The sequence below is a fragment of the Moraxella sp. CTOTU46711 genome (genome assembly GCF_031975715.1).
Classification (GTDB): Bacteria; Pseudomonadota; Gammaproteobacteria; order Pseudomonadales; family Moraxellaceae; genus Faucicola.
The window spans coordinates 181996-195624 of the sequence record NZ_DALYMP010000004.1; the positions used below are offsets into that span (position 1 = coordinate 181996).

Below are 13629 nucleotides of genomic sequence, written 5' to 3' on the forward strand. Positions count from 1 at the left end.
GGTCTTTAAACAGGTTTTTTAAGAAGCTGCCCAGTCGGTAGCTGTTTTATATCTCAAGCTGTTGCACATCAGGTAGCTTTGGTAAATCTTGCAAACTTTTAAGCCCAAAGGCGGCTAAAAACGCTGGCGTGGTATGCAGTAGTGCAGGACGTCCCAACGTATCGCGAAACCCTTGCTCAATAATCCAGCCTTTATCAAATAGTTGCCGTAAAATATTGCTCGATACAGTCACACCACGAATTTGTTCAATATCGCCACGCGTCACCGGTTGTTTGTAAGCAATCACACTTAACGTCTCTAATAACGCTTGGCTTAAGGTTTCTAGACGCTGGGGAAAAACTTGCTGAATAAGTGGGCTAAAGTCATTGGCGATTTGCAATCGGTAGCCGCTAGCGGTATCCGCTAAGGTTAACGCGCCTTGTGATAGACGCTGCTGCAAGACCGTGAGCGCCATGCTCAGTTGGTTTGGATTAATCGATAGCCAGTGACATAGCTGTTTGGCAGTAATCGGGGTTTCTGAGGCATGTAAAATCGCTTCGATAGATTTGCTATGCTGCTGGGCAAGCTGATGTTGTTGGTTAAAATCCGTCATGACGACGCCCATATCAAGGTTAGTTCGCTTACATCGGAAGCGTTGTCATCCTCTTGTGCGACAAACTTTAGCATCCGCTGTTTGGCTAATTCCAAAATGGCGACAAAACTCACCACCACACCCAGTTTACCTTGTGACTTATCTAATATATCGTGGAAAGTGCCTTGACCACGACTTGCCAACATACGGCTAATACTTGCCATACGCTCTGCCAAAGGCACGATATCGGCTTTGACATGATGCATGTGGTAATCGGGCTTTAGCTGCATTTTGATTAAACTGTCGGCAAGCATGGTGGCAGGATAGGGTGCAATCTCTTTGGCTAATATATCAGGGCTTGGTAAACTGGCGTATGCCAAAAACACATCGCGCTCAAGCCGCATTAACGCATCGATACGCTGACTGGCGTGTTTGATTTGGGCGTATTGTTCAAGTCTGTCAATCAGCTGCTTGGTGGGGTTTTTTTCATCCTCTGGCTGTTGCGGGCTTGGTAGTAACAATTCGCTTTTAATAGCAATCAAGGTACTTGCCATCAGCAAATAATCACCTGCCAACTCAAAATGATTGTCATCCAATTCCTCAATATAAGTCAGGTACTGCTCGGTAATCGGTAAAATCGCTGTGGTGGTGATATCAAAGTTATTTTTTTTGACTAAGTACAACAAAAAATCCAGCGGACCTTCAAACTGCTCCAGCCAAATGGCAAAGGCTTCAGGCGGAATATAGAGGTCTTCGGGCAGACTTTGAACAGGCGTCTCAAAAATTCGAATGGCTAAATTGGTCATTTGTGATGTTGTTTTTTTAGGTTTTGAATATGCTGATGGCGAGTTTTGAGCGTATTATCAAGACGATTTTTAGCCAATAATTGGCAGATTTGCTGAACTTGTATGTCGCTGAGTTTTTGTTGGTCAAATGACAAAATATAATCTGTAAAATTTCCCAAGCGACAGATATTGGCTGGAAAATTACTTTTTAATTCACATTCACCTGTAAATACAATAACTGAATGAAAAACGTCATTCGGTAAATCTAATAAATTCTCTAATGTTTTGATATGTTTATAATTTTGTCGTAACGGATTTTGGAAAAGATGTTTTTTGCCATAAATGTTTTGCGTCCATTTGGCATCTTTGACTTTACCATAAATCCAGCCTTTATAGTTTTTAGTTTCAACCACGAAAATACCAAAACGCGACACATAAATATGGTCAATTTGCGTAGAACCCTCATCAGTTGCTAAAGTGACGTTTTGAAAATCATGGTAGCTATCATGTGGCAGCTTGCGATTAGCAGCTTTTTCAACCATTTTTTCGCCAAACCAACCTTTAAAAGTAGGCGATTTTAAAAAACTAATGATAAGGAAAAGAGGAATTAACCACCAAATTTGTTTTAATAATTCCCATAGCATTTTGTTATTAATCCTTTGATTGTTTAACTGCTAAAAACAATCCTGCCCCAATTGATAGGGTAGAGCACAGATAGTTCTTGTCCTGTTCAAAGGCTGATAAAAACGCTGCTACTTCATCGGCATGAGAAATGACATTATCAACAATCAGCATATCGCCAAAGGTCAGCAATCGCTTAAAGTCAGCCACATAGTCACCATAAAAGCTACGCTCTGCATCCAAGAAAATCACATCAAAATGGGCGGTTGACTGACGTAAAAAATCCTTCGCATCGACTTGTTGTAGCGTGATATTGTGGTCAAACTGCAAGGTACGCAGGTGATTGCGAGCAGTTAGTAATCGCCACTCATCGATATCAATCGATGTCAACGTGGCACTATCGGCGGTATTGGCACGATTGATTTGGGCTAACGCATAGCCTAGCCATAGCGTAGAGTAGCCCGTTGATGTGCCAATTTCTAACATATTTTTAGCCCGCTTACTGATAACCAGACTGGCAAGAAACTCGGCTGAATCAGGCTCAAGGTGGCGATGTCGGTTAAGACGGTTGGGCTGCGCATCGTCAAAGGCTTTATCGGTTTGATAAAGCCTATCGGTATAGGCTTTAAAGTGTGCAAATGACATGAGTGACTCGTTATTTTTTGAGTTTGGCAAGGGGTTTGATACCAATGGCTTTTCGTACTTTTTCTAGGCGTTTGCGCGCATCACGGCGGGCTTTTTCTGCGCCCATTTGTAGGATTTCTTCCAATTCTTTTGGATTCGCCATCAATTCATTGTAACGAGCACGGAAAGGGGCAATTTCGCTGTTAATTTTTTCAAACAACACTTCTTTGGCATCGCCCCAACCGATACCTTGCTCAAAACGTTGACGCAGTAGTTGTTGTTCTTCTGTGCTAGCGAATGCACGATAAATTTCAAAAATCGTGGAGTCATCGGGGTTTTTGGGTTCTTCTGGCAATTGTGAATTGGTGACAATACGCATGATGGCTTTTCGCAGCGCTTTTTCACCGTCTACTTGCGACTGATTTGATGAAGGGTCGCCAAATAACGGAATGGTATTGCCATAGCTTTTTGACATTTTACGACCATCAAGCCCTGTCAGTAGCGGCGTGTCATCATCTACCATGGCTTCGGGCAGTACAAAAATCGGTTTTTCTGGGTCACAATAGCGAAAGTTAAAGGTACCTGCCATATCACGTGCCATCTCGATATGCTGGATTTGGTCTTTCCCCACAGGGACATGGGTGGCATTAAACATCAAAATATCCGCGGCCATTAGCACAGGATAACTAAATAACCCCATCGAAATGCCATAATCAGGGTCAGTGTCCGGCGTTTCACGGTTAGCATCTACGGCGGCTTTGTAGGCATGCGCACGGTTCATCAAACCTTTAGCACAGTTACAGTTGAGTACCCAAGTTAGCTCCGGAATTTCGATAATATCCGACTGGCGGTAAAACACCACGCGCTCAGGGTCGAGACCACATGCAAGCCACGTTGCAGCAATTGCCTTGGTCGAGGCATGAATCGTCTCAGGGTCGTGGCATTTAATGAGTGCATGCAAATCCGCCAAGAAAAAATAAGCATCGCTTTCTCCCGTACTTGCGCCTTGTATAGCCGATTGTATGGCTGGGCGAATGGCACCGACATAGTTGCCAAGATGGGGAATACCACTGGTGGTAATACCGGTTAAAATGCGGCGCGGCGCGGCTGTTTTATCATTCATATTCAAAATTCCAAACAAAAGCAAAAAAAGTACAAAATAGGCAAAAAAATTGTCCGTTAGTATAGCGGTTTTTGACTACAAATTCATGCCAAAAATTGGCTGAGCCATATGAGTAATATTAGCGGTAATAGCGGATACCAGTAGGCTGGGTTTTATAGCGCCGATGAAACCACATGTATTGGGTCGGGTCGATACGGATATAATTTTCTAATAGCTGATTGATGCGATTGGCATCCGCTAATTCATCTTCGCTTGGGTAGTTGTCAATAATAGGCGAGAAGATGATGTGATAATGCGGTTTGCGACCTTTGGGCATCTCATCCGGGGTTTCCCGATAAAAATGCAATATCATCACGGCAGGTGGATTGGCTTTATTCCCCAGTTTTGCCATACGACGTGGTGCAGTCAAAGTGGCAGCGGGTACCCCAAAAAAGTTTGCCATTACGCCTTGTTTTAGCCCAAAATCTTGGTCGGGGGTGATCCATACCACATGGTTGTCTTTAAGGTTTTTGGCAAAATGGCGCATATCGCGATGACTAATTTGGTCGCTATAAACCTTTGAGCGAGCATTAAAAATAAACCAATCAAGCAGCGCATTGTTTTGCGGTCGATACACCACATCCAGCGGGGTAAACATGGTGGTCAGCCGTCCACCCAAATCGAGCAAAGTTGAATGGATGCCAAGTAAAATCACCGCTTTACCTTGCGATTGGGCGTTTTTGACATGGTGCAGCCCTGATACAGTGACGCAGCGGGTAAATACATCAGGTCGATACCACGCACACAGACTCTCAAACACACCCACACCGGCATTGATAAAAATCTTCTCTGCCATCTCTAAACGCTGATCTTCGCTGAGCTCTGGAAACGCCAATGACAAATTGGTCAAAGTATCGGCACGGCGGCTTTTAATCAGTCCAAATAACAATTTTCCCAAAAAATGACCGATTTTAAACTGATAGCGCAACGGCAAATAAATCAATGGCAAAATTAGCGCAACCCCAAGCCAAATCCCCCAATATTGTGGCAATAAAAACTGCCACTGAAAAGGCTTACGCGCGGTACGGTTATCTGATTGCAGTTTTTGCAACTCGCTCACCTTTGGCATGCCTTCAAGTGTTACGGTTGACTGATGCAGCAGCTTGGCATCGACATTACTGGCAGTATCGACCGGGGGCGTTTTGGCTGTTGGGTCAAACATTTGGGGCTTATGATTTTGGGTTGGTTTCATAGAGTATGTTTCATTAAAAAAAGCATAAAAAAATATATAAGAAAAGACATAAAAAATGCAAAAATAAATGCCGTAACAGCGACTTGGAAGATTAAGTTTGTAAAACTGGTCAAAAAATATAGGCTAAAATATACAGGCTTTTAAGCTGGTTGGGTCATTATACCAAACAACGACACAGGCTAAAGCCAGTAAATTTAGTATATATTGGGTAACAGTGATACATTGAATGACGAATAACCATTAATCCATGTTACAATTTGCAAAATATTACAAAAAAATAGCAAGGATTGTTTAACGTAATTACATGTTGATTTAGTTCCATTTAACATAATTGCTTTTTAACATAGTTGCTTTTTAATATAGTTGCGTTTATCTCTATCCTAGGATGATCTTCATATAAAAAGGAGTTGACATGCAGACAAATTCCGCAATGACAAGTAACTCCCCCATGCTCTCAAAGATAGCATGGTTACTTGTTGCAATTATTGGCGCAGTGGCATTAGGGACAATTGCCCTGCACCGAGGCGAAAGTATCAATGCCGTGTGGCTTGTTGCAGCTGCCGTGTGTTCGTATAGCATTGCTTATCGCTACTATAGTCTATTTATCGCCAAAAAAGTCTTTGAGCTCAATCCCCGCCGCGTGACACCGGCTCACCGCCTAAAAGATGGCTTAGATTATGTTCCTACCAATAAATACGTCTTATTTGGTCACCACTTTGCTGCGATTGCTGGGGCAGGTCCATTAGTCGGTCCTATCTTAGCGGCACAAATGGGTTATTTGCCAGGTACGCTATGGCTCATCATTGGGGTGGTATTCGCAGGTGCGGTACAAGATTTTACTGTACTATTTATCTCGACCCGCCGTGATGGCAAATCACTGGGTGAAATGGCAAAAGACGAGCTGGGTACTTTTACGGGCATTACGGTGATGCTCGGTGCACTCGGCGTGATGGTCATCATTCTTGCAGTACTGGCACTGGTGGTGGTCAAGGCGCTAGCGCACAGTCCTTGGGGGCTATTTACCATCGCGGCAACGATTCCTATCGCGCTACTGATGGGCATCTACATGCGCTATTTACGCCCAGGGAAAATCATGGAAGTATCTATCATCGGCTTTGTGTTGATGATGGCGGCGATTGTTTTTGGTGGCGATATTGCCAAAGACCCTGCGATGGCTGAATTGTTTACCCTGACAGGTACCCAGCTGACTTGGGCTTTGATGATTTATGGGGTGGTAGCATCAGTATTGCCTGTGTGGTTGCTGCTTGCGCCGCGTGATTATTTATCTACTTTTTTAAAAATAGGGGTGATTGCAGGTTTGGCACTGGCGATTGTCTTTACCATGCCAGAGTTAAAAATGCCTGCGGTTACCAAATTTATCGATGGTACAGGCCCGGTATTTAAAGGCGGGTTATTTCCGTTCTTGTTTATTACCATTGCTTGTGGTGCTATCTCTGGTTTTCACGCATTGGTATCGAGTGGTACGACCCCAAAACTTGTGGACAATGAAGTAGATACTCGCGCCATTGGTTATGGTGCTATGCTCATGGAGTCGATGGTGGGTATCATGGCAATGATCTGTGCCACCATTCTTGACCCTGGTATGTATTTTGCGATTAATGCGCCAGCAGCGCTTTTAGGTACAACACCAGAGACAGCGGCAGCGGCTATCCAAAAATTGGGATTTGTAATTACCCCTGATGCGCTTACGACACTAGCGCAGCAAGTGGGTGAGAGCTCTATTATCTCACGGACAGGCGGTGCACCGACCTTTGCAATTGGGATGGCACATATCCTATCGTCTATCTTTGGTAGTACCGCGATGATGGGGTTTTGGTATCATTTTGCGATTTTATTTGAAGCCTTGTTTATTTTGACTGCAGTCGATGCAGGGACGCGTGCTTGTCGTTTTATGGTACAAGATACCATCGGCATCGTGGTGCCGTCGGTACGTGGCTCAACCAATCTCGGCGTGCATTTGCTTGCCACTTTGATTGCAGTCGCCGCTTGGGGCTTCTTTGTCTACCAAGGCGTCATTGATCCGCTTGGCGGCATTAACTCATTGTGGCCGCTATTTGGCATCGGTAACCAAATTTTGGCAGCCATGGCATTAACCCTAGGTACCGCAGTTTTATTCAAAATGAAAAAACAAAAGTATGCTTGGGTCACTGTGGCACCCACGGTTTTCTTATTGGTTACCTGTCTGACGGCGGGTTGGCAAAAAATCTTCCATGAAAACCCAGCGATTGGTTTCTTAGCACAAGCACAAAAATACAGTGCCGCGATTGCCAAAGGTGAAGTGTTAAAACCTGCCAAAACCTTGGATGAGATGCAAACCATCGTATTCTCAAACTATGTGGATGCCGTGCTTTGTGGCTTCTTTATGATTGTGTTGATTGTGATGATAGTTGGTACCATTCGCGCATTAACAAAAGCCTTGGCAAGTGATAAACCTACCGTGGTTGAAGGTGAGGCGATTTATGAAGATCCAAAACCCTTGAATATTTCTGCACCGCATTAGTGAAAAATTAACAGTGATTGCACCTATATTGTGCAATCGCTTGAGTTTCACCAAAACCATGCTACGCAGATAGAAGGAGAGTCACATGAGTAATAATGCGTTAATCGCTAACTTGATTAAAATGACCTTAAAGGCGCAAAAGGAAGTAATTTTTAGCCCAAAAAATATGACCCGCCTAATCACGCTGGTCAAACGGATGCAACAAAGCTTTCGTTTGATGGTCGGTGTCCCTGATTATGCTACCTACGTCAGCCATATGCAGGAGCAGCATCCTGATCTAGAGCCAATGGATGAAAAGACCTTTTTTCGCTACTGCGTCGATGCGCGCTACCCAAGTAATGGCGCTAGCATGAAGCGATGTCCTTGCTAACGCTATAAACCGGTAGAAAACAGTCTAAAATTAGGCTGTTTTTTTTATCAAAAATTGAATTGTTAATTTTTGTAAATATTGGCAATGATTTTGCATACTATTGCCAGCTTGTCAGTTGACCACGCTTCGTTAATACCTCTATTAGAGGCAAAAAAGGGATAGTGGTTAAAAAGATTTATTGATTTAGCAAGCGTTTTTGATTTTGCCTAATTGTTTGACCATGTGAGTGAGGTGTGTTAATGCAGCAGCCAGTTTTGCATTCAAGTTTAGATGTGTTGTTTTTATTGATTGGGTCAGTGATGATTTTAGCGATGCATGCAGGTTTTGCGTTTTTGGAATTAGGGACAGTCAGGGCAAAAAACCAAGTCAATGCGCTCGGTAAGATTTTGGGCGATTTTTGTATTTCCACCATTGCGTATTACTTTATTGGCTATCCACTTGCGTATGGTATCAATTTTTTTCATAGTACTGATGTTTTGTTACTTGACAATGGCTATGAGCTGATGAAGTTTTTCTTCTTACTGACTTTTGCCGCAGCAATTCCCGCCATAGTATCGGGTGGGGTAGCAGAGCGCGCCAAAATATTGCCGCTATTTTTGGCGACCTTTATCATTGTGTCTTTCTTTTATCCTGTAATAGAAGGGGTGGTATGGAATGACAATTATGGGTTACAAGGTTTTTTTGCGTCGCTATTTGGCGTGCAGTTTCATGATTTTGCGGGCTCTATCGTGGTGCATGCATTTGGTGGTTGGATAGCCTTGGGCGCGGTGTTGTTGCTTGGTGTCAGACGTAACCGCTATAAACACGGCTATGCCAGTACCCATCCACCGTCATCCATTCCGTTTTTGGCATTGGGTTCATGGATTTTGATTGTCGGTTGGTTTGGCTTTAATGTCATGTCGGCACAAAAAATCGGCAGTATTTCAGGGTTAGTAGCCGTCAATTCGCTGATGGCGATGGTGGGCGGTACCTTGGTGTCGATGATAGTGGGCAAAAATGACCCAGGCTTTATGCATAACGGTCCGTTGGCAGGTCTGGTCGCAGTGTGTGCAGGCTCGGATATCATGCACCCTTTAGGCGCCTTAGTGGTCGGTGGTATCGCGGGCGGGTTGTTTGTATGGTTATTTACCTTTACCCAAAATCGTTTAAAAATTGATGATGTACTTGGCGTGTGGCCGCTGCATGGGGTGTGCGGATTGTGGGGTGGGATTGCCGTGGGTATCTTTGGGCAACATTGGCTTGGCGGTCATGGTGGCGTGAGTTTTTGGGCGCAGCTGCTCGGCAGTGTAATAGGCGTCCTTTTTGCGACAGCGACAGGATTTTTGGTGTATGGGATTATCAAGCAGTTCATGGGACTACGTTTAGGCGATGAAGAAGAGTTTAATGGCGCGGATTTATCGATTCATAAAATATCCTCTACCTTTGATCGTGATATGTTTTAGTGATTGAGTTTTGGCTATTTAGATTCTAGCTATTTAGATTTTAGTTATTTGGTTGAAAAAAAAGGCAATCGTGAACGTGATTGCCCTTTTTTATTGTTTAAGGATTAGTATGCGGCTAATTAGGCTTGGGTTCATCGGCCAATTTTTCAAACCGCTCTTTTTCTTTATTGAGTTCATTTTTTGCGGTGGTCATATCGCTATCAAATAAGCTTTCGAGTTCTTGAATCGCCGATTGTGCTGAGGCAATCATCTCGGCTTCATCTTCATAGATGGCGCGCTGCCGTTCAATCAAAGCGTCATCATAATCGCGGAACATTTGCACGGTTTTTCGTGCGGTTTTTGGCTCCATGCCCAATACTTCCAAGGTTTCGCGTGACATATCCAGCGAAGATAGGTAGGTTTCTCGCCAAATATACTTAACCCCCGCATCGCGCAAACGATAATAATGCTCACGGTTTTTGGCACGTGCCAAGATGGTCAGATGGGGATAATTGCGTACGGCATAATCCGCCACCGTTGCAGACAGCTCAATATCACCAATGGCGATAATAAAAACTTTGGCTCGTTGAAGCCCTGCTGCGCGTAGGATCTCAGGATTTTGGGGATTGCCATAGTATACTTGGTTACCAAATTTGCGGACGAAATCGACTTGGTTGGCAGATTTTTCAATCGCGGTAAATTCAATATTGTGCATGCGTAGCACACGACCGATGATTTGCCCGACACGTCCAAAGCCTGCAATCACGACTTCGTGCTCATGGTTGGGTATTTTGTCGTATTCTTTACTGGGCTTAGCTTTGGCAAATATCGGATTGCCAATTTTTTCCAGTAATAAAAATGCCAGTGGCGTCATTGCCATTGAGACAGTCACCACAAGGTTTAGAATATTTTGTTGTTCACGGGTTAACAGATGCTGGGCGGTCGCCACGCTAAACAGTACAAACGCAAATTCCCCGCCTTGCGCTAGCGTCACCCCAAGACGGATACTGCTTTCGTTTTTGTTGCCCATGAGCCGCGCAATGATTGTCAGCACCACAAACTTAATGAGCATCAGCAATACTGCCAAGCCAATGATGAGTAAGGGCTTGGCGACAATTAACTTGACGTTGGTGAGCATGCCAACTGACATAAAAAACAGCCCAAGCAGCAACCCCTTAAATGGCTCAATACTCGCCTCTAACTCGTGGCGGTATTCAGAGTCAGCCAGTAGCACCCCGGTTAAAAATGCCCCAAGTGCCATTGACAAGCCTATATAATTCATCAATAGTGACACACCCAGTACGATAAACAACGCCGTGGCGGTGAGCAGCTCGGTGGCGTTACTAGAGGCCACGAATTTAAAGAAAGGACGTACCACAAACCGACTGACAAATATCATGCCAGCAAAAATACTGATGACTTTGGCAAAATAAATCCAATCGTAATTTTGCTCTTGCGCGCCCGACAAAAATGGCAATGCGGCAAGTAAAGGAATAACCGCGATATCTTGAAATAATAAAATAGTAAAGGCTTGCTGACCATGCGTGGTGGCAAGCTGCTTTTTTTCACCCAATAACTGCAACACAAACGCCGTTGATGACAGCGCCAAGCCAAAACCGATGACAAAGCTATTTGATAGCCGAATATCTAAAAAATACCACGATAGCAGCATCAGCACCACGCCCGTGACAATCACCTGCAGCCCGCCTAACACAAAAATCTGTTGCCTAAGTGCCCAAAGCCGAGAAGGTTGCAGCTCTAAACCAATAATAAATAATAGCAGCACAACCCCAAATTCAGAAAAATGCAGCAAGTCATCGGGGTTACCCGCAACTTTTAAAAAACTTGGACCCAGCAATAAGCCTGTAAACAAATAACCCAATACCGTGGCGATACCAAAACGCTTCGCAAGCGGTATCAAAATCACTGCCGCACCCAAAAAGATAGTTGCGTCAAGCATCATAGAACTATCAGCACTGGCAGCAAGCACAAACATACAAAACCTCAATTATTTTTAATTTTTGACAAAAATTTTCCAAATCCCGTTATCGGCAATCGCATTTTTATAGGCGTCATTGCGTTTTTTACGGGGAGTTTGCCGACTGTCCACCACTTTAAAGTCTGCTAACGTTTGAATGACCAAACCTGTGCGATAAAAACGAATCCGTTCAGGCTCTAGCAATTCACCTTTGGGATTGCGACAAAACACATAAGCGCGTAAATCGATAAATTCACGATGCGCCACCAGCCGCACGTCTTCGCCTTTGGCTAGGGCATTTTCCATCGCCATTAACTGGGCATCCTCATACGGACCGCATTTTTCAACCAGAGCACCCACTGACCCAAAATTTTTGGATTCTTTGGCTTTGGTACGGGTCAAATGCAGTTTTTGCACATGATAAATAAACTGCGGTATCTCAAGGCTTGCGGGTAATGGCAGATAATCAGGCGGCAATCCTGCCGAAGGATAAAACCCTTTGGCGCGGTCAATCAAAGCTTGCCAGGTTTGCTCATAGCTTTGCACCTCTGCCAAATTGCCTGCATAAATAGGCAAATCTTGAATTTGGGTGAGATAGGGTGGCGGAAAAAAGTTATCCCGAAACTGGGCAATATCGGCTTGCAAGGTGGAGAGCAATAACTTGACCTGTTTTTTATGCGCCTTTTCATCAACCAATAATGCTGAGGGATTGCCATTATCTGAGTTGTCTGAGCCATCAGATTGGGTGAGATGCAAGTTGGGTGCCACGAAAGGTGCAGAACGGTGTGTCATACGCGTTTACCTCCAGTAAGCTAATGATTTTTATATAGATTTAATAGAAACCTAATGTAGATATTAAATACAGATGTTTAATTGTTTGGCAAGCGTTTAGCAAACTTTTAGCAAACAAGGCTTGCCACAGCATGGTGCTGATTCATCCTAACATATTTAGCCTAAGTAATGGACACTATCACACAATTAATCGTAAGAAAAGTTAAATCGCCAAAGCCATTCAAACTAAAAATCCAAAATTACAAAAACCCAAAAACAAAACCAATGACGCTCAGCGGCAACATCGACTTTTTGCACTTCGTGTCAAAAAGTCGGTTAGTGCGCGTGCGCATGGACAGGAGGTGCGCTAGTAATGTCACAATTAAACTGCGCGGAGTGCGCATGCAAATCACTCTCAAATTGAATGGTACTGTGCCCAATGCCTAAATGCTGTAACTCATGCTGTAAGTCTGATAATAGCGCATCAGTTTGCTGTAGGGTAAGCGAGCTTGGGACGATGATATGACAAGATAAGCTATGTAAGCCGCTGGTAATCGTCCAGACATGTAAATCATGAACCGATAACACGTTTGGGTGGGCAGAGAGGGTTTGGATAATAACGCTTTGGTCAATATCATTGGGCGCGCCTTCCATCAAGATATGGGCGGCGTTTTTGACGACAGCATAGCCACTACGAACAATCAGTAGCGCCACCAAAATACTTACCGCCGCATCTGCCCACACCCAGCCAAACAGCATAATCACAATAGCAGCAATAATCGCAGCCACCGAGCCTAGCAAGTCACTTAATACATGTAAATAAGCGCTTTTCATATTGAGATTATCAGTATCACCACCGTGCATCAGCTTCGCCACCACCAAATTGACGATAAGTCCAATAGTACTGATAACCAGCATACCCGTGGTGGCGATTTGTGGCGGCTGCTGAAAACGCAGTACGGCTTCATAGATAATACCTGCACTGATAATCACTAGCGTCAGACCATTGATGAGCGCAATCAAAATCTCAAAACGGCGATAACCAAAAGTTTTATTGGAGGTAGCAGATTTTTTACCGATGATAAACGCAAACAAAGTCATGGCAAGTGACACCGCGTCACTAAACATATGACCTGCATCTGATAACAACGCCAAACTTCCAGTAATATAACCCCCGATGACTTCAACAATCATATAGCTTGCAATGATAGCAAACGCTATCGTAATGATACGCTGATTATCCGTATGGCTGTGACTGTGACTATGATCAGCGTCCTCATGGTGGTGATTGTCGCCATGACCATGCGCATTAGGCTGCTCATGATGTGGCATATGAGGGTCGTCAGGGTGCGCGTCATGCTTTGAATCTTGAAGCGGTTTTGGGGTCATTGTTATTTACTTACCCTAATTAATGGTAAAAATTAGCTAAATTGTAGCCCAATCAGCGACTTGAAAAAAGCCCATTTAAACATCAGCGTGAAATAAGCGCTTTAGCAAAAGCAATGGTTTTGCAAGTCAGGTTAAGACCAACTCATCGGATCAATGTCAATCGATAGTTTGGCATACTTTGCCGATGGCAACGCAATTGTCTGTCGCCACCAGTCCGACAATAG

The 13629-nt window shown here is 44.0% G+C and carries 12 protein-coding genes; 3 read left to right on the forward strand and 9 right to left on the reverse strand.

Annotation, left to right across the window (positions count from 1 at the left end; all coding sequences use genetic code 11):
* Positions 1 to 46: 46 nt before the first annotated feature.
* The 6 genes from scpB to RTJ53_RS07840 all read right to left on the reverse strand — a co-directional run bounded on the left by scpB (position 47) and on the right by RTJ53_RS07840 (position 4832).
* Positions 47 to 592, reverse strand: a complete 546-nt coding sequence (gene scpB / locus RTJ53_RS07815; RefSeq protein ID WP_312276533.1) for an SMC-Scp complex subunit ScpB — start codon at positions 590 to 592, stop codon at positions 47 to 49.
* Positions 589 to 1377 (reverse strand): segregation and condensation protein A, encoded by a 789-nt coding sequence (locus tag RTJ53_RS07820; protein ID WP_312276534.1) that lies wholly within the window; start codon positions 1375 to 1377, stop codon positions 589 to 591. The genes scpB and RTJ53_RS07820 overlap by 4 nt, the downstream gene beginning before the upstream one ends.
* Positions 1374 to 2000 carry a nuclease-related domain-containing protein gene (locus RTJ53_RS07825; protein WP_062334336.1) on the reverse strand — a complete coding sequence of 209 codons (627 nt, stop codon included), beginning with the start codon at positions 1998 to 2000 and terminating at the stop codon, positions 1374 to 1376. Before RTJ53_RS07825 ends, RTJ53_RS07820 begins: the two co-directional genes overlap by 4 nt.
* Positions 2001 to 2007: 7 nt before the next feature.
* Positions 2008 to 2622 carry an O-methyltransferase gene (locus RTJ53_RS07830; protein ID WP_312276535.1) on the reverse strand — a complete coding sequence of 205 codons (615 nt, stop codon included), beginning with the start codon at positions 2620 to 2622 and terminating at the stop codon, positions 2008 to 2010.
* A 10-nt stretch (positions 2623 to 2632) separates the two neighbouring features.
* Complete coding sequence (gene trpS / locus RTJ53_RS07835; protein WP_312276536.1) at positions 2633 to 3724, reverse strand: tryptophan--tRNA ligase; 1092 nt, start codon at positions 3722 to 3724, stop codon at positions 2633 to 2635.
* 118 nt (positions 3725 to 3842) lie between these two features.
* Positions 3843 to 4832, reverse strand: a complete 990-nt coding sequence (locus RTJ53_RS07840; RefSeq protein ID WP_312276544.1) for an LpxL/LpxP family acyltransferase — start codon at positions 4830 to 4832, stop codon at positions 3843 to 3845.
* Positions 4833 to 5385: 553 nt separating this feature from the next.
* On the opposite strand from RTJ53_RS07840, the gene RTJ53_RS07845 reads away from it, so the two are divergent.
* The 3 genes from RTJ53_RS07845 to RTJ53_RS07855 all read left to right on the forward strand — a co-directional run bounded on the left by RTJ53_RS07845 (position 5386) and on the right by RTJ53_RS07855 (position 9288).
* Complete coding sequence (locus tag RTJ53_RS07845) at positions 5386 to 7476, forward strand: carbon starvation CstA family protein (protein ID WP_409418153.1); 2091 nt, start codon at positions 5386 to 5388, stop codon at positions 7474 to 7476.
* 85 nt (positions 7477 to 7561) lie between these two features.
* Positions 7562 to 7846, forward strand: coding sequence for a YbdD/YjiX family protein (locus RTJ53_RS07850; RefSeq protein ID WP_312276538.1), 285 nt, complete (start codon positions 7562 to 7564; stop codon positions 7844 to 7846).
* A 239-nt stretch (positions 7847 to 8085) separates the two neighbouring features.
* Entirely contained in the window at positions 8086 to 9288 is a 1203-nt protein-coding gene (locus RTJ53_RS07855) for an ammonium transporter (RefSeq protein WP_312276539.1), read from the forward strand.
* Positions 9289 to 9403: 115 nt separating this feature from the next.
* On the opposite strand, the gene RTJ53_RS07860 is transcribed toward RTJ53_RS07855, so the two are convergent.
* The 3 genes from RTJ53_RS07860 to RTJ53_RS07870 all read right to left on the reverse strand — a co-directional run bounded on the left by RTJ53_RS07860 (position 9404) and on the right by RTJ53_RS07870 (position 13405).
* Complete coding sequence (locus tag RTJ53_RS07860; RefSeq protein WP_312276540.1) at positions 9404 to 11263, reverse strand: monovalent cation:proton antiporter-2 (CPA2) family protein; 1860 nt, start codon at positions 11261 to 11263, stop codon at positions 9404 to 9406.
* Between the two features lie 18 nt (positions 11264 to 11281).
* On the reverse strand, positions 11282 to 12037 hold the full coding sequence (locus RTJ53_RS07865) for a hypothetical protein (protein ID WP_144917340.1): 756 nt from the start codon (positions 12035 to 12037) through the stop codon (positions 11282 to 11284).
* Positions 12038 to 12352: 315 nt separating this feature from the next.
* Positions 12353 to 13405 (reverse strand): cation diffusion facilitator family transporter, encoded by a 1053-nt coding sequence (locus tag RTJ53_RS07870; protein ID WP_312276541.1) that lies wholly within the window; start codon positions 13403 to 13405, stop codon positions 12353 to 12355.
* Positions 13406 to 13629: the final 224 nt, after the last annotated feature.

What these genes read in the sequence shown, in the direction of transcription:
- scpB (WP_312276533.1), bottom strand. Translation starts at nt 592, where the DNA reads ATGACGGATTTTAACCAACAACATCAGCTTGCCCAGCAGCATAGCAAA.
- RTJ53_RS07820 (WP_312276534.1), bottom strand. Translation starts at nt 1,377, where the DNA reads ATGACCAATTTAGCCATTCGAATTTTTGAGACGCCTGTTCAAAGTCTG.
- RTJ53_RS07825 (WP_062334336.1), bottom strand. Translation starts at nt 2,000, where the DNA reads ATGCTATGGGAATTATTAAAACAAATTTGGTGGTTAATTCCTCTTTTC.
- RTJ53_RS07830 (WP_312276535.1), bottom strand. Translation starts at nt 2,622, where the DNA reads ATGTCATTTGCACACTTTAAAGCCTATACCGATAGGCTTTATCAAACC.
- trpS (WP_312276536.1), bottom strand. Translation starts at nt 3,724, where the DNA reads ATGAATGATAAAACAGCCGCGCCGCGCCGCATTTTAACCGGTATTACC.
- RTJ53_RS07840 (WP_312276544.1), bottom strand. Translation starts at nt 4,832, where the DNA reads ATGCCAAAGGTGAGCGAGTTGCAAAAACTGCAATCAGATAACCGTACC.
- RTJ53_RS07845 (WP_409418153.1), top strand. Translation starts at nt 5,386, where the DNA reads ATGACAAGTAACTCCCCCATGCTCTCAAAGATAGCATGGTTACTTGTT.
- RTJ53_RS07850 (WP_312276538.1), top strand. Translation starts at nt 7,562, where the DNA reads ATGAGTAATAATGCGTTAATCGCTAACTTGATTAAAATGACCTTAAAG.
- RTJ53_RS07855 (WP_312276539.1), top strand. Translation starts at nt 8,086, where the DNA reads ATGCAGCAGCCAGTTTTGCATTCAAGTTTAGATGTGTTGTTTTTATTG.
- RTJ53_RS07860 (WP_312276540.1), bottom strand. Translation starts at nt 11,263, where the DNA reads ATGTTTGTGCTTGCTGCCAGTGCTGATAGTTCTATGATGCTTGACGCA.
- RTJ53_RS07865 (WP_144917340.1), bottom strand. Translation starts at nt 12,037, where the DNA reads ATGACACACCGTTCTGCACCTTTCGTGGCACCCAACTTGCATCTCACC.
- RTJ53_RS07870 (WP_312276541.1), bottom strand. Translation starts at nt 13,405, where the DNA reads ATGACCCCAAAACCGCTTCAAGATTCAAAGCATGACGCGCACCCTGAC.